At 69.8% G+C, this 13,154-nt stretch carries 20 protein-coding genes; 10 read left to right on the plus strand and 10 right to left on the minus strand.

Going from position 1 to position 13,154, the window contains the following annotated elements; translation table 11 throughout:
- Positions 1 to 6: 6 nt before the first annotated feature.
- Positions 7 to 465 carry an SDR family NAD(P)-dependent oxidoreductase gene (locus Aco03nite_RS37765; RefSeq protein WP_239145769.1) on the minus strand — a complete coding sequence of 153 codons (459 nt, stop codon included), beginning with the start codon at positions 463 to 465 and terminating at the stop codon, positions 7 to 9.
- 116 nt (positions 466 to 581) lie between these two features.
- Here Aco03nite_RS37765 and Aco03nite_RS37770 point away from each other — a divergent pair, with 116 nt between their 5' ends.
- Positions 582 to 1,193, plus strand: a complete 612-nt coding sequence (locus Aco03nite_RS37770) for a helix-turn-helix domain-containing protein (RefSeq protein WP_203805067.1) — start codon at positions 582 to 584, stop codon at positions 1,191 to 1,193.
- 90 nt (positions 1,194 to 1,283) lie between these two features.
- Positions 1,284 to 2,456 (plus strand): helix-turn-helix domain-containing protein, encoded by a 1,173-nt coding sequence (locus Aco03nite_RS37775; protein WP_425544614.1) that lies wholly within the window; start codon positions 1,284 to 1,286, stop codon positions 2,454 to 2,456.
- A 27-nt stretch (positions 2,457 to 2,483) separates the two neighbouring features.
- Here Aco03nite_RS37775 and Aco03nite_RS37780 read toward each other — a convergent pair whose 3' ends face one another.
- From Aco03nite_RS37780 to Aco03nite_RS54320, 3 genes are all read right to left on the minus strand, one after another.
- Positions 2,484 to 2,654 (minus strand): hypothetical protein, encoded by a 171-nt coding sequence (locus Aco03nite_RS37780; RefSeq protein WP_203805073.1) that lies wholly within the window; start codon positions 2,652 to 2,654, stop codon positions 2,484 to 2,486.
- Positions 2,644 to 3,213: an RNA polymerase sigma factor gene (locus Aco03nite_RS37785; protein WP_203805079.1), complete on the minus strand. Its 570-nt coding sequence runs from the start codon at positions 3,211 to 3,213 to the stop codon at positions 2,644 to 2,646. Before Aco03nite_RS37785 ends, Aco03nite_RS37780 begins: the two co-directional genes overlap by 11 nt.
- A 143-nt stretch (positions 3,214 to 3,356) precedes the next feature.
- Positions 3,357 to 3,482: a hypothetical protein gene (locus tag Aco03nite_RS54320; RefSeq protein WP_275415942.1), complete on the minus strand. Its 126-nt coding sequence runs from the start codon at positions 3,480 to 3,482 to the stop codon at positions 3,357 to 3,359.
- Between Aco03nite_RS54320 and Aco03nite_RS37790 the strand changes: the two genes are divergently transcribed.
- The gene (locus Aco03nite_RS37790; RefSeq protein ID WP_203805084.1) at positions 3,472 to 3,822 is read left to right on the plus strand and encodes a hypothetical protein; all 351 of its coding nucleotides are present in this window, start codon (positions 3,472 to 3,474) and stop codon (positions 3,820 to 3,822) included. The two genes, Aco03nite_RS54320 and Aco03nite_RS37790, sit on opposite strands and share 11 nt — an antisense overlap.
- Here Aco03nite_RS37790 and Aco03nite_RS37795 read toward each other — a convergent pair.
- Positions 3,817 to 4,146 carry a TfoX/Sxy family protein gene (locus Aco03nite_RS37795; protein ID WP_203805097.1) on the minus strand — a complete coding sequence of 110 codons (330 nt, stop codon included), beginning with the start codon at positions 4,144 to 4,146 and terminating at the stop codon, positions 3,817 to 3,819. The two genes, Aco03nite_RS37790 and Aco03nite_RS37795, sit on opposite strands and share 6 nt — an antisense overlap.
- Positions 4,121 to 4,720, minus strand: a complete 600-nt coding sequence (locus Aco03nite_RS37800) for a TetR/AcrR family transcriptional regulator (RefSeq protein WP_203805099.1) — start codon at positions 4,718 to 4,720, stop codon at positions 4,121 to 4,123. The genes Aco03nite_RS37795 and Aco03nite_RS37800 overlap by 26 nt, the downstream gene beginning before the upstream one ends.
- A 56-nt stretch (positions 4,721 to 4,776) precedes the next feature.
- Here Aco03nite_RS37800 and Aco03nite_RS37805 point away from each other — a divergent pair, with 56 nt between their 5' ends.
- The 3 genes from Aco03nite_RS37805 (at position 4,777) to Aco03nite_RS37815 (ending at position 6,593) form a co-directional block, all read left to right on the plus strand.
- The gene (locus Aco03nite_RS37805; RefSeq protein ID WP_203805102.1) at positions 4,777 to 5,667 is read left to right on the plus strand and encodes an alpha/beta fold hydrolase; all 891 of its coding nucleotides are present in this window, start codon (positions 4,777 to 4,779) and stop codon (positions 5,665 to 5,667) included.
- A 4-nt stretch (positions 5,668 to 5,671) separates the two neighbouring features.
- Positions 5,672 to 6,175 (plus strand): DUF6886 family protein, encoded by a 504-nt coding sequence (locus tag Aco03nite_RS37810; RefSeq protein WP_203805105.1) that lies wholly within the window; start codon positions 5,672 to 5,674, stop codon positions 6,173 to 6,175.
- Between the two features lie 277 nt (positions 6,176 to 6,452).
- On the plus strand, positions 6,453 to 6,593 hold the full coding sequence (locus Aco03nite_RS37815) for a DUF397 domain-containing protein (protein ID WP_203805185.1): 141 nt from the start codon (positions 6,453 to 6,455) through the stop codon (positions 6,591 to 6,593).
- A 104-nt stretch (positions 6,594 to 6,697) separates the two neighbouring features.
- Here Aco03nite_RS37815 and Aco03nite_RS37820 read toward each other — a convergent pair whose 3' ends face one another.
- Positions 6,698 to 7,699, minus strand: a complete 1,002-nt coding sequence (locus tag Aco03nite_RS37820) for a hypothetical protein (RefSeq protein WP_203805107.1) — start codon at positions 7,697 to 7,699, stop codon at positions 6,698 to 6,700.
- An 89-nt stretch (positions 7,700 to 7,788) separates the two neighbouring features.
- On the opposite strand from Aco03nite_RS37820, the gene Aco03nite_RS37825 reads away from it, so the two are divergent.
- Positions 7,789 to 8,424 (plus strand): TetR/AcrR family transcriptional regulator, encoded by a 636-nt coding sequence (locus tag Aco03nite_RS37825; RefSeq protein WP_203805109.1) that lies wholly within the window; start codon positions 7,789 to 7,791, stop codon positions 8,422 to 8,424.
- Between the two features lie 76 nt (positions 8,425 to 8,500).
- On the plus strand, positions 8,501 to 9,538 hold the full coding sequence (locus tag Aco03nite_RS37830) for a lysylphosphatidylglycerol synthase transmembrane domain-containing protein (RefSeq protein ID WP_203805111.1): 1,038 nt from the start codon (positions 8,501 to 8,503) through the stop codon (positions 9,536 to 9,538).
- Here Aco03nite_RS37830 and Aco03nite_RS37835 read toward each other — a convergent pair.
- On the minus strand, positions 9,500 to 9,901 hold the full coding sequence (locus tag Aco03nite_RS37835; RefSeq protein WP_203805113.1) for an MmyB family transcriptional regulator: 402 nt from the start codon (positions 9,899 to 9,901) through the stop codon (positions 9,500 to 9,502). The two genes, Aco03nite_RS37830 and Aco03nite_RS37835, sit on opposite strands and share 39 nt — an antisense overlap.
- A gap of 95 nt (positions 9,902 to 9,996) precedes the next feature.
- Between Aco03nite_RS37835 and Aco03nite_RS37840 the strand changes: the two genes are divergently transcribed.
- Entirely contained in the window at positions 9,997 to 10,566 is a 570-nt protein-coding gene (locus Aco03nite_RS37840) for a TetR/AcrR family transcriptional regulator (protein WP_239145770.1), read from the plus strand.
- Here the strand turns inward: Aco03nite_RS37840 and Aco03nite_RS37845 are convergent.
- A complete protein-coding gene (locus Aco03nite_RS37845; RefSeq protein WP_203805115.1) occupies positions 10,553 to 11,902 on the minus strand; it encodes an aldehyde dehydrogenase family protein in 1,350 nt (449 codons plus the stop codon). The genes Aco03nite_RS37840 and Aco03nite_RS37845 overlap by 14 nt on opposite strands.
- A gap of 119 nt (positions 11,903 to 12,021) precedes the next feature.
- Between Aco03nite_RS37845 and Aco03nite_RS37850 the strand changes: the two genes are divergently transcribed.
- The gene (locus Aco03nite_RS37850; protein ID WP_203805117.1) at positions 12,022 to 12,804 is read left to right on the plus strand and encodes a helix-turn-helix transcriptional regulator; all 783 of its coding nucleotides are present in this window, start codon (positions 12,022 to 12,024) and stop codon (positions 12,802 to 12,804) included.
- A 6-nt stretch (positions 12,805 to 12,810) separates the two neighbouring features.
- Here the strand turns inward: Aco03nite_RS37850 and Aco03nite_RS37855 are convergent, their stop codons facing one another.
- Positions 12,811 to 13,050, minus strand: coding sequence for a hypothetical protein (locus tag Aco03nite_RS37855; protein WP_203805121.1), 240 nt, complete (start codon positions 13,048 to 13,050; stop codon positions 12,811 to 12,813).
- Between the last annotated feature and the right edge of the window lie 104 nt (positions 13,051 to 13,154).

A 13,154-nucleotide genomic window follows, 5' to 3' on the forward strand; every position in this document is an offset into this window, starting at 1 on the left:
TACCCCTTAGCAAAAGGCCCGACTGTGCCAAACCTTGGAGGCGGCGTAGCCGTTACTGGCGGGTGAGAAGGCGTACCAGCTCAGTGCCGAGATGACGTTCAGGATGGCGCCGCCGGCGAGCCGTGGGGCGAACGCGCGGGTGACGTGCAGGGTGCCCCAGAAATTGGTGTCGAACTCGCGCCGGATGTTCTCCGTCGAGGCGCCGAGCAGGGGTGCGTTCGTGGAGATGCCGGCGTTGTTGACCAGGAGGTCGAGGTCGCCCACCTCGGCTGCCGCGGCGTCGATGGAGGCCTGGTCGGTGATGTCCAGCCGGAGCGGAACGACGCCCGGGATGTCGATGAGCTCCGGACGGCGGGCGGTGGCGTAGACGGTGGTGGCGCCACGGGCGAGCAGGGCCTCGGCGAAGGCCTTGCCCAATCCACGGTTGGCGCCGGTCACGAGGGCTTTCGAGCCGTTGATCTGCATACCGCCACGCTAAAACCTGACGTTGACGTCAGAGGCCAGGGACTGCGAGCCGCATCACTGATTGAATACCACGACGACCTCGATACCCGTACCGCCGGAAGGAAAGGAAGTTGCCGATGGGGATCGACGACCGGAAGCTGAGCCCCGCAGTGCTCGCGGCACTCACCTATCTGCCCCGGTTCAACCAGCGCCTGGAGCCGGTCGACCTGACGCCCTTGATCCCGTTCCTCAACGAACTGCTGGACGACCTGCCGTGGTGGAACCGTGACTACCGGGTCACGCGGGTCGAACTGGTTCTGCCCCATGAGATCCCGGACTACCCCGGCGGGCGGCTGAAGAGATTCACCGAGGTGTCGGTGCCGGCGATGCTCACCGACGGGGCCGGGCACGAGCTGCCGTTCTTCGGCCGGATCCGTTTCGAGGGCGACATCCTGCGACGTTTCGAGGCGAAGGTCGGTGACACCGTGATCACCCCCGCGCTGCGCCCCGCCGGCGTCCAGGACCCGCACCCGTTCGGCCCGCTGCTGGAGGCCCTGATGGCCAACCGCCACCATTCGACAAGCGACCTGGCCAATGGAGCGGGACTGTCCCGATCGACGGTGCGCTGGCTGGGCAGCGGCGGGCTCAGACCACACCCCAACCTCGTCCGGCACCTCGCCGAGGCGCTGGGCTTGCCCGAAGCCGACCTGGCCGCGATCGCTGGTGTCTCCGAACAGGACTACCTGTGAGGCCGGGCGGTGGTACAGCACTGATCCACCACGCCTGACGGCGGGGATACGGTCGAACGTGTGACCCTACGACGGCCCCCCGACCCCGCGATCGGTACGGAGATCCGTGCCCGCCGCCTGCTGCGCGGGTGGAGCATCCGGTTCGCCGCCAGCCGGGCCGGTGTTTCGCATGCCACCTGGAGCCGCATCGAACGAGGGCTGCAGACGGCCGACAACCGTTTCATGCTCGCCGCCATCGCCGCCGCCCTGGAATGCACCCCGGCCGAGCTGGTCCGGCCCGCCGTACCGGCCTCGGACCGGGTGACCGCGGCAGCCCGGGCCGGTGTGCTCGGCCTGCGGACGGCGCTTGTCGACATCGACCTGACCGAGCCGCCCGGCCGGCCGGCGTCGCCGATCGCCGAACTCCGCCGTAGCGCCGATCTGGTGGGCGCCCTCTACCGGACGTGTGACTACGCCGGGGCGGCACACCTGCTGCCGGATCTCCTGCGTCACCTGCACACCGAGACGGCCGGGCCGCACCATCGCGACGCGCTCCGGCTGCTCTGCGAGGCCACCCACACCGCCTCGTCGGTGCTGCGCAGTCTCGGTCACCCCTCGGACGCCTGGCTGGGCGCACAGCAATGCCGCGACGCGGCGGACGCCGCCGGCGATCCGATACTTCAAGGGCATGCGGCGTACGTGCTGGCCAGCGCAGCGATCGCCTGTGGCTCGCACCAGCGTGGGCAGACGCTCGCCGAACGGGCGGTGGACGCCCTGAGCCCGCACCTCGCCCGGCCCGGCGGCCTCGAAGCGCTCGGATCGCTGCACCTGGTCGCCGCGCTGGCGAGCCGGTTCCGGCAGCGCCCGGACGACAGCCGGGACTGGCTCACCGCGGCGTCCGCCCTGGCCCGCCGCACCGGCGAGACCGACACGATGGGACTGTTCTTCGGCCCCACCAACGTGAACATCTGGTGGATGAGCATCGAGGTCGACGACGGCGACCCGATCCGGGTCGTGGAGATCGCCCGGCGCACCGACCCGGCGGTGATCCCGGTCGGGGTACGGCAGGTCTTCTACTACGCCGACACCGCACGCGCCCTGGCCCGCATCGGCGGCCGCGACCGGGAGGCGATCCGTTTCCTGCTCACCGCGGAACGCGTCGCACCGCAGCACGTGCGCACGTGCCCGGAGACGACCGCCGCCATCCGGCTGCTGCTGGAGCGTTCCCGCCGTCAGTCCGGCGGCACCGAGCTGCGGGCCCTCTACGAACGGGTGACGTCCTGAGCCCGCGACGGCCGAGGCCGTTCCCGGTCAGGGAACGACCTCTCCGCAATCGCTGGTCGGTGGTGGGGTCGGGTCGGCATGGAGATCTCGCAGGAGCTGACGTACGTCGTTCCCGGCGGTCAAGGTGGTCAGGGCGGACACGGTGGCCCGGGCCAGGAGTTGGTCGAGTTCGGCGTCCATGATGTCGTCATGGTCCATCGTCGGTCTCCTTCCCTGATGCCTCGTTCAGAAGACGGATCAGTCTCCGGCGGCTGTGGCGCAGGTTGGACCGGACCGTTGCGGCGTTCTGACGGGTGATCTCGGCGATCTCCACTGGATCGAAGCCGTCGGTGGCCAGGGCGAACACTGTCCGCTGAGCCGGCGAAAGCTCCCGGAGCAGCGCGAGAACGGTGGTGGCGTCCTCGTCGAACGGGGTCCGCTGCCGGTCGATCTGCTGCGCCGAGGCGCGGGCCTCGGCGTCACGTTGCCGGGCCTGCCGGGAACGAACCCGGCAGATCTGCCGGCTGACGGCCGCTCTGGCATACGCGTACGGCGCTTCGATCGTCGTCCAGTGGCACAGAACCGTTCGCATGGCGTCCTGGGCCAGGTCCTCGGCCTCGGACACGCACGATGCTCCGATCCGGAGCGCGAACCAGGTCAACGACCTGAAATCGGCCAGATAGTACGCGTCGAACGTGTCCGGTCTCCGCGGGTGCTCACCCATGGCTTTCTCCTCGACATCGGTGGGGATCTGCTCATCGGCTCGCTCCTTCTCCATGGGTGGGGTGATGGTGGGGATACTCGTCTTCGGCGCTCGTTTGCCGACAGGTGTCGAAGCCGATCCCCTCTCCACCGGTCCCAGGTCTTGTACTCAAGGTGCGTGTGCCGAGCCGAGCGTGCAATCGCCGGCCGGAATTTCTGTCAGTGACGGCGAGAAGCCACCGCGGCGGCCATGACGGCGGCGGTCAGGGCGGTCACCGCCCGGGAGCCGGGCAGCAGGTACACACCGGGGCTGGGCTCGGTTATCGTGCCGCGGGTGTTCACCAAGCAGGAACTTCGTACGTACGGGCCCCGGGTCGGCGCTGTGTTGCTGGCCGGGTGGGGTGCCTACCTGGCTCTGTATCCGCCGACGATCGTGCGGACCGATGGCTCGCGGTACGAGCGGGTGGTCGCGTCGTGGGAGTGTGAGCCGCCGATCGCCCTGGTGTTCACCGAGACGATCCGGGACTCGTCGTCCCGGTCGACGCCTGCTTCGGAGAGCGCCGACCAGGCGTGCCGGGACCGGGCGATCGGATCCGGAGTCGCCATCGGGCTCCTCGGCACCGGCGTGGCTCTGCTGCTCGGTTTCGCCCGCCCTATGCCCCGCCGCGAGAAAACGGACTCATGACCTCGAGCTGGCGTGGAAGGACAGCGCTGCGGTCATCCAGTAGTCGAAGTCCTCGGTGAGGGCCGTCTTGTCGACGCCGATCCAGCCCTTGCCCATCGAACGGCCCGTGCCCATCTCGGCGCGTGCGGCACCCGGCTTCGCCAGGTGTTCGGCTGCGTCGTCGGGTGAGACCCGGACGAGCAGGTCGGCGTTGCCCGCCGAGACGCAGACGACCATCCGCTCGTCCACCATGAAGGCGAGGCCGCCGAACATCTTGACCTCGCGGACCTGCCGGTCGGTCAGGGCGGCGCGGACGCGCTCAGCCGTCTCCGGGTCGTACGCCATGATCGCTCCTTCGGACACGGGAGGCTGTCGCGGCGACGGTTTCCAGGTCGTCGCTGGAGAAACCCACCCTACTCAGCACCGCCAGGGACTTGTTCGTCGCCAGTGTGCACAGCGCCAGCTCGGCGGCCTCATTTTCGTCGGCTCCGGCCGCCAGTAGCGCCTGCTCCAGCATCGCCCGCAAGGTGTCGATCATGGTGCGGACCGTCGCCTGGCCGGCCGCGTCGAGCGCCGGGAACTGCGCCGCCGACATGGTGAGCAGGCAGCCGTCGGGGACCGTCGGGTCGGCGATGCGGTTCAGGGTGACCCGCAGGTACGCGGTGATCACGGCGCTGGGATCCGAGTGGGGCCCGGTGAGTGCCTCCTCGTACAACGGGTGGTAGCTCTGCGCGTACCGCAGCAGGCTTTTTTGAAAGAGGGTGCTCTTGTCGCCGAAGGTGCTGTAGAGCGAACTGCGGCCCAGACCGGTGCCCTCGGTCAGGCGGTCGATCGAGGCTTCGGACCAGCCCCAGCGCCAGAAGACGTGCATCGCGAGCCGGAGCGCCTCGTCGACGTCGAACTGTTTGCGGCCTGCCATGACCAACAGCGTACCGCATCTTGCACCGATCGTTTCAACATGCGTATGGTCGTGGCATGACAACTTGGACTGATCGTTCCAACACTGTGGTGCCCGACGGATTCATCAGCCGGATCGTGGAGGTGGACGGGCTGCGGCTGCACGCCGTCACCGGCGGGGACGGGCCGCCGCTGCTGCTTGTCGGCGGGTGGCCGCAGACGTGGTACGCCTGGCGGGACGTGATGCCCGCACTCGCCCGCACCCATACCGTCGTCGCCGTCGACCAGCGCGGGACCGGGCTGTCCGGCAAACCCGACGCCGGGTACGACGCCGGCACCCTCGCCACCGACCTGGTCGCGTTGATGGCCGCGCTCGGGCACGACCGGTTCGACGTGGTCGGCCACGACATCGGCACGTGGACCGCCTACGCCCTCGCCGCCGACCATCCGTCACGAATCGGCCGGCTGGCCGTGGTCGAAGCCGTGATCCCCGGGCTCGTACCGTCGCCGCCGGCATTCGGCCCGGCCGCACTCAACCGGAAGCTGTGGCAGTTCGGCTTCAACCGGCTCGACGGCCTCAACGAGGACCTGGTCCGGGGCCGCGAGCGGCTCTTCTTCGGTTGGCAGTTCGCCACCAAGGCCGCCACCCCCACCACGATTCCCGAGTACGCCGTCGACGTCTATGTGGACGCGATCACCGCCGATCCGCGCGGGTTGTGGGCGAGTTTCGAGTACTACCGCGCACTGGACGAGACGATCGCGCAGAACGAGCGCCGCGCCCGAACCCGGCTCACACTGCCGGTCCTCGCCGTCGGCGGCGCACTGTGGAGCGGAGCCGGCACCGGCCAGACGATGCGCCTGGCAGCCGACGACGTCACCGAGGCGATCCTCGACGACTGCGGCCACTACCCAGCCGAGGAAAAGCCCGAACAATTCACCACGATCTTGGAAAGTTTCCTACTAACCTGATCGGGTGCCGCGGCTTTTCCACGTCAGCGACGAGGGCCCGTTCACCGTCATGAGGCCGCGTCCCTCACCGGCCGGCACTCCCCACGAGGGGCGGGAATGGGTGTGGGCGGTCGACGAGAAGAGGTTGCCGAACTATCTCCTGCCTCGGCAGTGCCCCCGCGTCTGCTGGCTGGCGGAATCTGCCGGCCTGCTCAGCTCTCCGGCTTCCCGCGTCATCGCCGTGGAGCACGGATGGGTGCCTCATCTCATGCAGACCAGCCTGAACGTGCACCTTCTCGACCCCGCCGACTTCACCCTGCTCGATGCCACCGCCGGGTACTGGGTCAGCGAACGGGACGCCCGCGTCGAGGAGGTCCGCCGCGTCGAGAACTGTTTCAGCGCGCTGGCGGAGCACGGCGTCGAAGTGCGTTCGACGCCGTCGCTGTGGCCGTATGTCGACGCGGTAGTCGCGGCGAACGCCGAGTTCAGCGCCATCCGCCTGCGCAACGCACAACCACGCGCGCTTTAGCGGGCCAGGCGATCCAGCAGTTCGCCGAACAGGGCGTGTTCGCCGGGAGTGAGGTCGCCCGGGTCGTCCCCGCTGCTGAGCTCGTCAGATCCGTACCGGCACGGCCGTGATCCGGAAACTTTCCGCGGGAGTCGCCGGTCCGAGATCCTCGACAGGCGGCCCGAGGTGGAGATCTACGAGGCCATCTGGCGGGATCTGGTCGATAGGATTGCGCCTATCGAAACCGAGTCCCGGCGGATCATCGAGAACAAGGTTGAGGAGTGGTCTCGTGCGTGCCCTGAACGGTGCCCGCTGGCGCAAGAGCGCCCGCTCCGGCGGTGATGGCGGCAACTGCGTCGAGGTCGCTGACAACCTGGTTGACGTCGTTGCCGTGCGTGACACCAAGAACAAGGACGGCGGCACTCTTGTCTTCGCCTGATCCGGCTGGACCGCATTCATCCAGGCGGTCAGGGACGGCAGATTCGACGCCTGAGGATCCGGCCGGCGCCGCTGCTGAACTCGTCAGCAGCGGCGTATCGAACGTCAGACCTGCACCGGCACGGCGGGGATGTCGTGGGCCTCGGTCCTGTCGTTGCGGCGGGCCCGCATGCCGCCGGCTACGTAGAGCACCACGCCGAGGGCGAGCCAGCCGGCCAGGACGATGATGGCGTGGGTGCTGCCGGCGCCGTCGAAGTAGGCGGTGGAGCGCAGCAGCTGGCCCCCGGCGCCCGGGGGCAGCAGCTGGCCGAGGGCTCCGGACCAGCCGGGCAGCATCTGCGGGGCGCTGACCGTTCCGGAGAGCGGGTTGCCGATCAGCATCATGATCGCTGAGCCGAGGCCCAGGCCGGGGTAGCCGAGCAGGGACTCCAGGCCGAGCAGGGTCAACGAGGTGGCGGCGATGGTCAGGCTGATCGCACCGACGTTGGCCAGGTAGGAGCCTCCGAGGGAACCGAACCAGAACTGCAGGATCGCGGTCATGGCCAGGCCGCCGGTGACGGCGAAGGTCAGGGCCCCGGCGATGCGGCGGCCGCTGCCCTGGAGCATCCGGGTCAGCAGGATCGCGGTGAGCATGCCGCCCATCACCAGGGGCAGGGCGGCCGCGGCCAGGCCGGCGCCGCGGGGGTCGTCGGCGGGTGGGCTGACCAGGTCACGGACCGCGACCGTGGCACCGGGTGTCCCGGTCTGGCTCAGGGCGGCGCCGACGGTCTGCAGGACCTGCGCGACCTGGGCGCTGGCGGCGGAAGCGGTGATGACCTGCGGGGTGCCGGCGGTCAGGTCGATCGCCCCGTACACCTCGCGGTCGAGGATCAGCTGCTCGGCGGCCTTGGTGTCGGCGACGGCGGTGAAGTCGAAGGCGTCCGGCATCTTCTCGCCGAGAGCCGCGGTGACCTGCTCAACCGCGGCGGCGGGGCCGGCGACGGCGATCGGCACGTCGTGCACCGAGGAGCGCACCGACGGCCAGGCGAAGGCGGTGAGCAGCACGCTGATGATCGCCGTGAGCAGGGCGGCTGCCCCGAGAACTCTCGACCAGGGTGACGGGGACATGGTTTCTCCTTAACGAACGAGCGTTCGCTTTAAGAGTGCGCACGGCCGCCGCGCTTGTCAAGAATGAACGTTCGCTTTAGCGTTGGGGCATGCCACGCGTCACCGAGCAGTACCGGGCCGACCGCCGCTCCGACATCCTGGCCGCGTCCGCCCGGCTGTTCGCCGTCAACGGTTTCCACGCCACCTCGATGGCCGACATCATCGAAGCGTGCGGGCTGTCCGCCGGATCGTTCTACCGCTACTTCAAGAGCAAGGACGAGCTGATCACCGCGGTGGCGGAGGAGGCACTGACGGCCGCCGACGGGACGTTCCGGAAACTGCTGGCCGACAACGCCACCCCCTCACCGGAGCAGGCCCTGACGGCGATCATCACGATGATCGACGAGCGGATCGCCAGCCACCAGAACTCCGGCGTCGACCTCGGCCGCATCGGCGTGCAGGCGTGGGCCGAGGCCCTGCGCAGCCCGGCCCTCGCGGTCCGGGCGAGCGAGGTCTACCAGCGGCTGCGCGGCAACCACGCCGAGGTGGCCCGCCGCTGGCAGGCAGCCGGGAACGCCCCGGCGGACCTCGATCCGGACCAGCTGGGCGCGGCCATGCTCAGCCTCGTGCAGGGCTACATCCTACAGCGGCTCCTGCTCGACGGCACCAGCGCCGTGGACTACCTGGCGGGCGTCCGGGGCCTGCTCGCCATGACGTCGCCCACTAAAGCGAACGATCGTTCTTGACAGCGCTCCCCGCGCAGGCCGACACTCGCCAGGCGAGCAAAACGAACGTACGTTCGCCGTAAAGGGGCGGGACGCCATGGAACCTGAGCCGAAACCACCGCGACAGTGGCTCCGCCCGGCACTGCTGACCACCACGATCCTGGTGGCGGGCTTCGCACTGCACGACCGGGTACCGGATCCGGACACCGTCCTGACCGTGATCGATCAGGCCGACCCGTGGTGGTTCGCCGCTGCCGTTTTGGCCCAGATCCTGTCCCAGACGGTCTTCGCCGGCCAGCAGTGGGCGGTGCTGGCCGCGCTCGGCACCCGGATCCCGGCGCGGTCGATGCTCGCCGTCAGTTCCAGCCGTTCCGCGATCAGCATGGCCCTGCCCGCCGGTTCAGCCGCCTCGGCGGCCTTCGCGATCCGGCAGTACGCCCGGCACGGCGCCGGTACCGCCGTGGCGACCGCGGCCACCCTGCTCTCCGGCCTGGCCTCCCTGATCGGCCTGGCCCTGCTCTACCTGTTCTCGGTCGGCAACGCCGTCGTCGCCATCGCGATGATGGCCACGGTGCCGATCGCGGCCGTCCTCATGAGAGGACGTCACCACGACCGTCCCACCAGAAAGTTGCCGCGGTTCCTCGACCGGATCGCCGATCAACTTCACCAGGCCATTGCTGCGGTACGCGCCCTCCGGATCCGTGACCGCGCCACCGCCGTCGGGCTCGCCGCCCTCAACTGGCTGCTCGACATGGCGTGCCTGGTAGCCGTCACCCACGCCTGCGGCGCCCCGCTGACCTGGCAACAGACCGCCACCGTCTACCTGACGGTCCAGATAGTCCGGCAGATCCCCCTCACCCCCGGCGGCATCGGCCTCGTCGAAGCGGGCCTACTCGCCGGCCTGGTAACCGCCGGCACACCGGAATCCACCGCCGCGGTCGTGGTCCTCGGTTACCGCCTCCTGTCGTTCTGGCTGATCCTGCCCACCGGCGCCATCGCCTACCTCGCCCTCACCCGACGCCCCGGAACCACCAGGGCATCGCAACGCCGCTGCCTCCCCCACCGTTCCCGCACGATCCGGCGTTCCCCCCGCCCGTTACGGCCGCACAACCGCAGGAGCTCCGAGCAGCGGTGACCCAGGCCGCAGACTGGCCAGCATCGCGAGGGCGTCCGCCGTCGGTGATCCCGGTCTGGCCAGGTAGACGAAGAGGGTCTGCGCCTCCCCCACCAGCTCAGCGGTCCGGGGATCGTCCGGGAACTTCGCCGCGTCCATCCGCAGTGCCCCGGCCATCGAGGACGCCCCCTTCTCCCACTTGTCACCCCACAGCGACCGCGCGCCCTCGTCGAGAACCGGCCACCGAGTCGCGTTACGGACCCGGACCGGCATCGCGTCGAAGTCGGCCAGCAGCAGGCGAGCCATCCGATTGGTGGCCAGCACGTCGGTAGCGCTGGCCACCGCCCCCGACGAGACGTACGCGCCGACCGTGGGTGGTCTCATCGACACCGACGCCAAAGAGAGCGGGCCGCGACCGGCCGGAGCGTGGGTGGGGTGGCCGTGGGCGGCGAAGAGTTGCTGCCAGGGAGATTTGTATCGTGGAGACCGTGACCGCCACCCCGCCGATGCGCGAACGACTGCTGGACGCCGCCACCGACCTCTTCTACGCGCAGGGGCTGCGCGCGGTGAGCGCCGACCGGATCATCGAGCGGGTCGGCACCACCAAGGTGACCTTCTACCGGCACTTCCGTACCAAAGATGACCTGGTCGTGGCCTATCTGGAGCGTCGCGCCGGCCTGGAGCGCGACGGCATCGGCCAGGCCGTCGAGATGGCCGCCGGCGACCCGGACAAGGCGCTCGCCCTGATCGCCGAGGGCATCGGGGCGGTGGTGTGCGGCCCCGGTTATCGCGGCTGCCCGTTCATCAACGCCGCCGCCGAGTACCCGGACCCGGACAGCCCGGTCCGCCGGGTCGTCGACACCCACCGCCGGTGGTACTCGACACTGTTCGAGCAGATCATCGCCCCGCTGGGCCGGCCCGACCAGGCGGCCGTCGTGGCCCAGCTGGTGCTGCTGCGCGACGGCGCCATGGTGGCCGGCTACCTCGGCGACCCGGCCGCCGTCGCCGACGCGCTGAGGCGGGGCAGCCGCGCGATCATCGACGCTTGACCGTCAGGGTGCGGCGCTCGGTGAACGCCAACAGGCCCGCCTGCCCGCTCTCCACCCCGATGCCGGACTGTTTCGACCCGCCGAACGGCACCAGCGGCGACAGGTGCATCACCTCGTTCACCCACACCGTCCCGGCGTCCAGGCGCTCCGCGACGGCCCGCGCGGCCTCCGGATCCGCCGACCACACCGACGCGCCGAGCGCGTACTCGCTGGTGTTGGCCCGGGCGATCACCTCGTCCACGTCGTCGAAGCGCAGCAGCGGCAGCACCAGCCCGAACTGTTCCTCCCGCACGATCCGCGCGTCGTCGGGCGGGTTCCCGATCAGTGTCGGCCGGAAGAACAGCCCGTCGAGCGGCCCGCCGGTGAGGATGTCGTAGCCGGAGTCGACGGCGTCGCGGTACAGGTCCAGGACCGTGCCGTACTGCCGCGTGTTGGAGATCGGTCCCAGCTGGACGCCGTCGTCGAGACCGTTGCCGATCTTCACCTGCTCGGCCAGCTCGACCATCCGCGCGGCGACCCGGTCGTACACGGCGGTGTGAAGGTAGATCCGCTTGCTGGCCAGGCAGATCTGGCCGGCGTTGCCGAACGCGGCCCAGAACAACTGCTCGGCGACCTCTTCCGGATCGACGTCGGGCAGCACGATCGCCGGGTCGTTGCCGCCGAGTTCCAGGGTGACCCGGGTCAGCGACGCCCCGGCGCCGGCCATCACGGCCCGCCCGGTGACCGTCGACCCGGTGAAACTGATCTTGTCGATGCCGGGGTGCGCGGTCAGCCACGGCCCGAGGTCGTCACCGCCGGTCACCACGGTCAAAATCCCTTGCGGCAGTACGTCGCCCAACAGCTCCCCCAGCCGCAGTGTGGACAGTGGGGTGAACGTCGACGGTTTGACGACCACGGTGTTCCCGGCCAGCAACGCCGGACTGATCTTGAAGGACAGCTGCCCGATCGGGTAGTTCCACGGGGTGATCGCCGCGACCACCCCGAGGGGCACGTGCCGGGTGATCGACAGCCGTTCGCCGTCGTCCTGGTTCACCGTCTCCGGCAGGTCCAGGGTCGCCGTCTCCCGCAGCCAGTACGCCAGCCCGGCCACCTCGGCAACCGCCACCGGCAGCGGTTTGCCCTGCTCCCGGGTGACCAGACGGGCCAGCTCGCCGGTGTTCGCCTCGACCACATCGGCGATCGCCCGCAGATAGCCGCGCCGCTCGTCGACGGTGCGTGCCGCCCATCCGGGCTGGGCCGCGCGGGCGGCGGCCACCACGGCGTCCAGCTGCTCACGGGTGGTGTCCGGCGCCCGCCCGGCGACCTCTCCGGTGGCGGGGTCGATGACGTCGATCATGGGGTAGCTCCTCGTTCGAACGGTGTCCGGACCATGCTCGGCGCCGCACCCGGTCCGGAGAAGGCAGCGACTTCATAGGTGTCGCGCACCCTGGAAGTGGGCCTTCTAGGATCCGTCGGGTGACGAACACGAACCAGCTCGGGCAGTTCCTGCGCGCCCGCCGGGCCCAGGTGGAACCGGCCGCCGCGGGCCTGTTCCCCGGTGGCGACCGCCGGGTGCCGGGACTGCGCCGTGAGGAGGTGGCGGTGCTGGCCGGGGTCAGCGCCGACTACTACGCACGCCTGGAACAGGGCCGCGAACGCCACCCGTCACCGCAGATCCTGGACGCCCTGGCCCGGACGTTCCGGTTCGACACCGACACCCGCGCCCACCTGTACCGCCTGGCCGGGCTCACCACCGGACTGGTCCCGGCACCGGCCGGCGACATCGTGCACCCGGCGCTGCTGACGCTGATGGACGCCTTCCCGCACGCCGCCGCGTACGTCCTCGGTCCCGCCTTCGACGTGCTCGCCGCGAACCGCCCCGGCGCGGCACTGCTGGCCCCGTTCGGTCCGCGGCCCAACATGGTGCGGGTGCTCTTCACCGACCCGCTGGCCCGCACGTTCTTCGACGACTGGCCGTTCGCCGCCGACGCCGTCGTGCACGCGCTGCGCCTGAACGCCGGCCTGCTCCCGAACCACCCGGCCATCCGCACGGTCCGCGACGACCTGGCCGGCTGCCCCGACTTCACCACCCGCTGGGACCGGCAGGGCGTGGGCGCACTGCTGCGCACCGGCAAGACCTTCCACCACCCGGCCGAGGGCCGCCTGGACCTGACCTACCAGACCTTCGACGTCCGAGACGCCCCAGGTCAACAACTTCAGGTGGGTACGTTCGACCACGGCACCCGCACTTGTCGGTGAACAGGGTCATCCGGCGGCGGACATCGCCTTCTTACGCCGGGTCTCCAGAACCGCGATCACCGCGAACGCGATGGTCGCCGCCGCGACCGCGACGAGATAGCACCACGGAGACGGCAGGTAGTTGGCCGCCACTAACACATTCGGGCCCTTGTCGGTGAAGACGCGAAAGACGATCGCGATCGGCCCCTCCCAGACACCCACGAAGAGCGTGAGAACCATAGCCAACCGGTACCAGCCGCCATCCACAGTAAACTCCTCCGTTGCGATACGAACGTATCAACGGAAACATCTGGAACAGTCGTCTACAAAGCAGCTTCAGCCGAAACGTCACACTAGGTACGCGGGTAGAT

This window comes from Actinoplanes couchii, from assembly GCF_016862075.1.
Lineage (GTDB): Bacteria > Actinomycetota > Actinomycetes > Mycobacteriales > Micromonosporaceae > Actinoplanes > Actinoplanes couchii.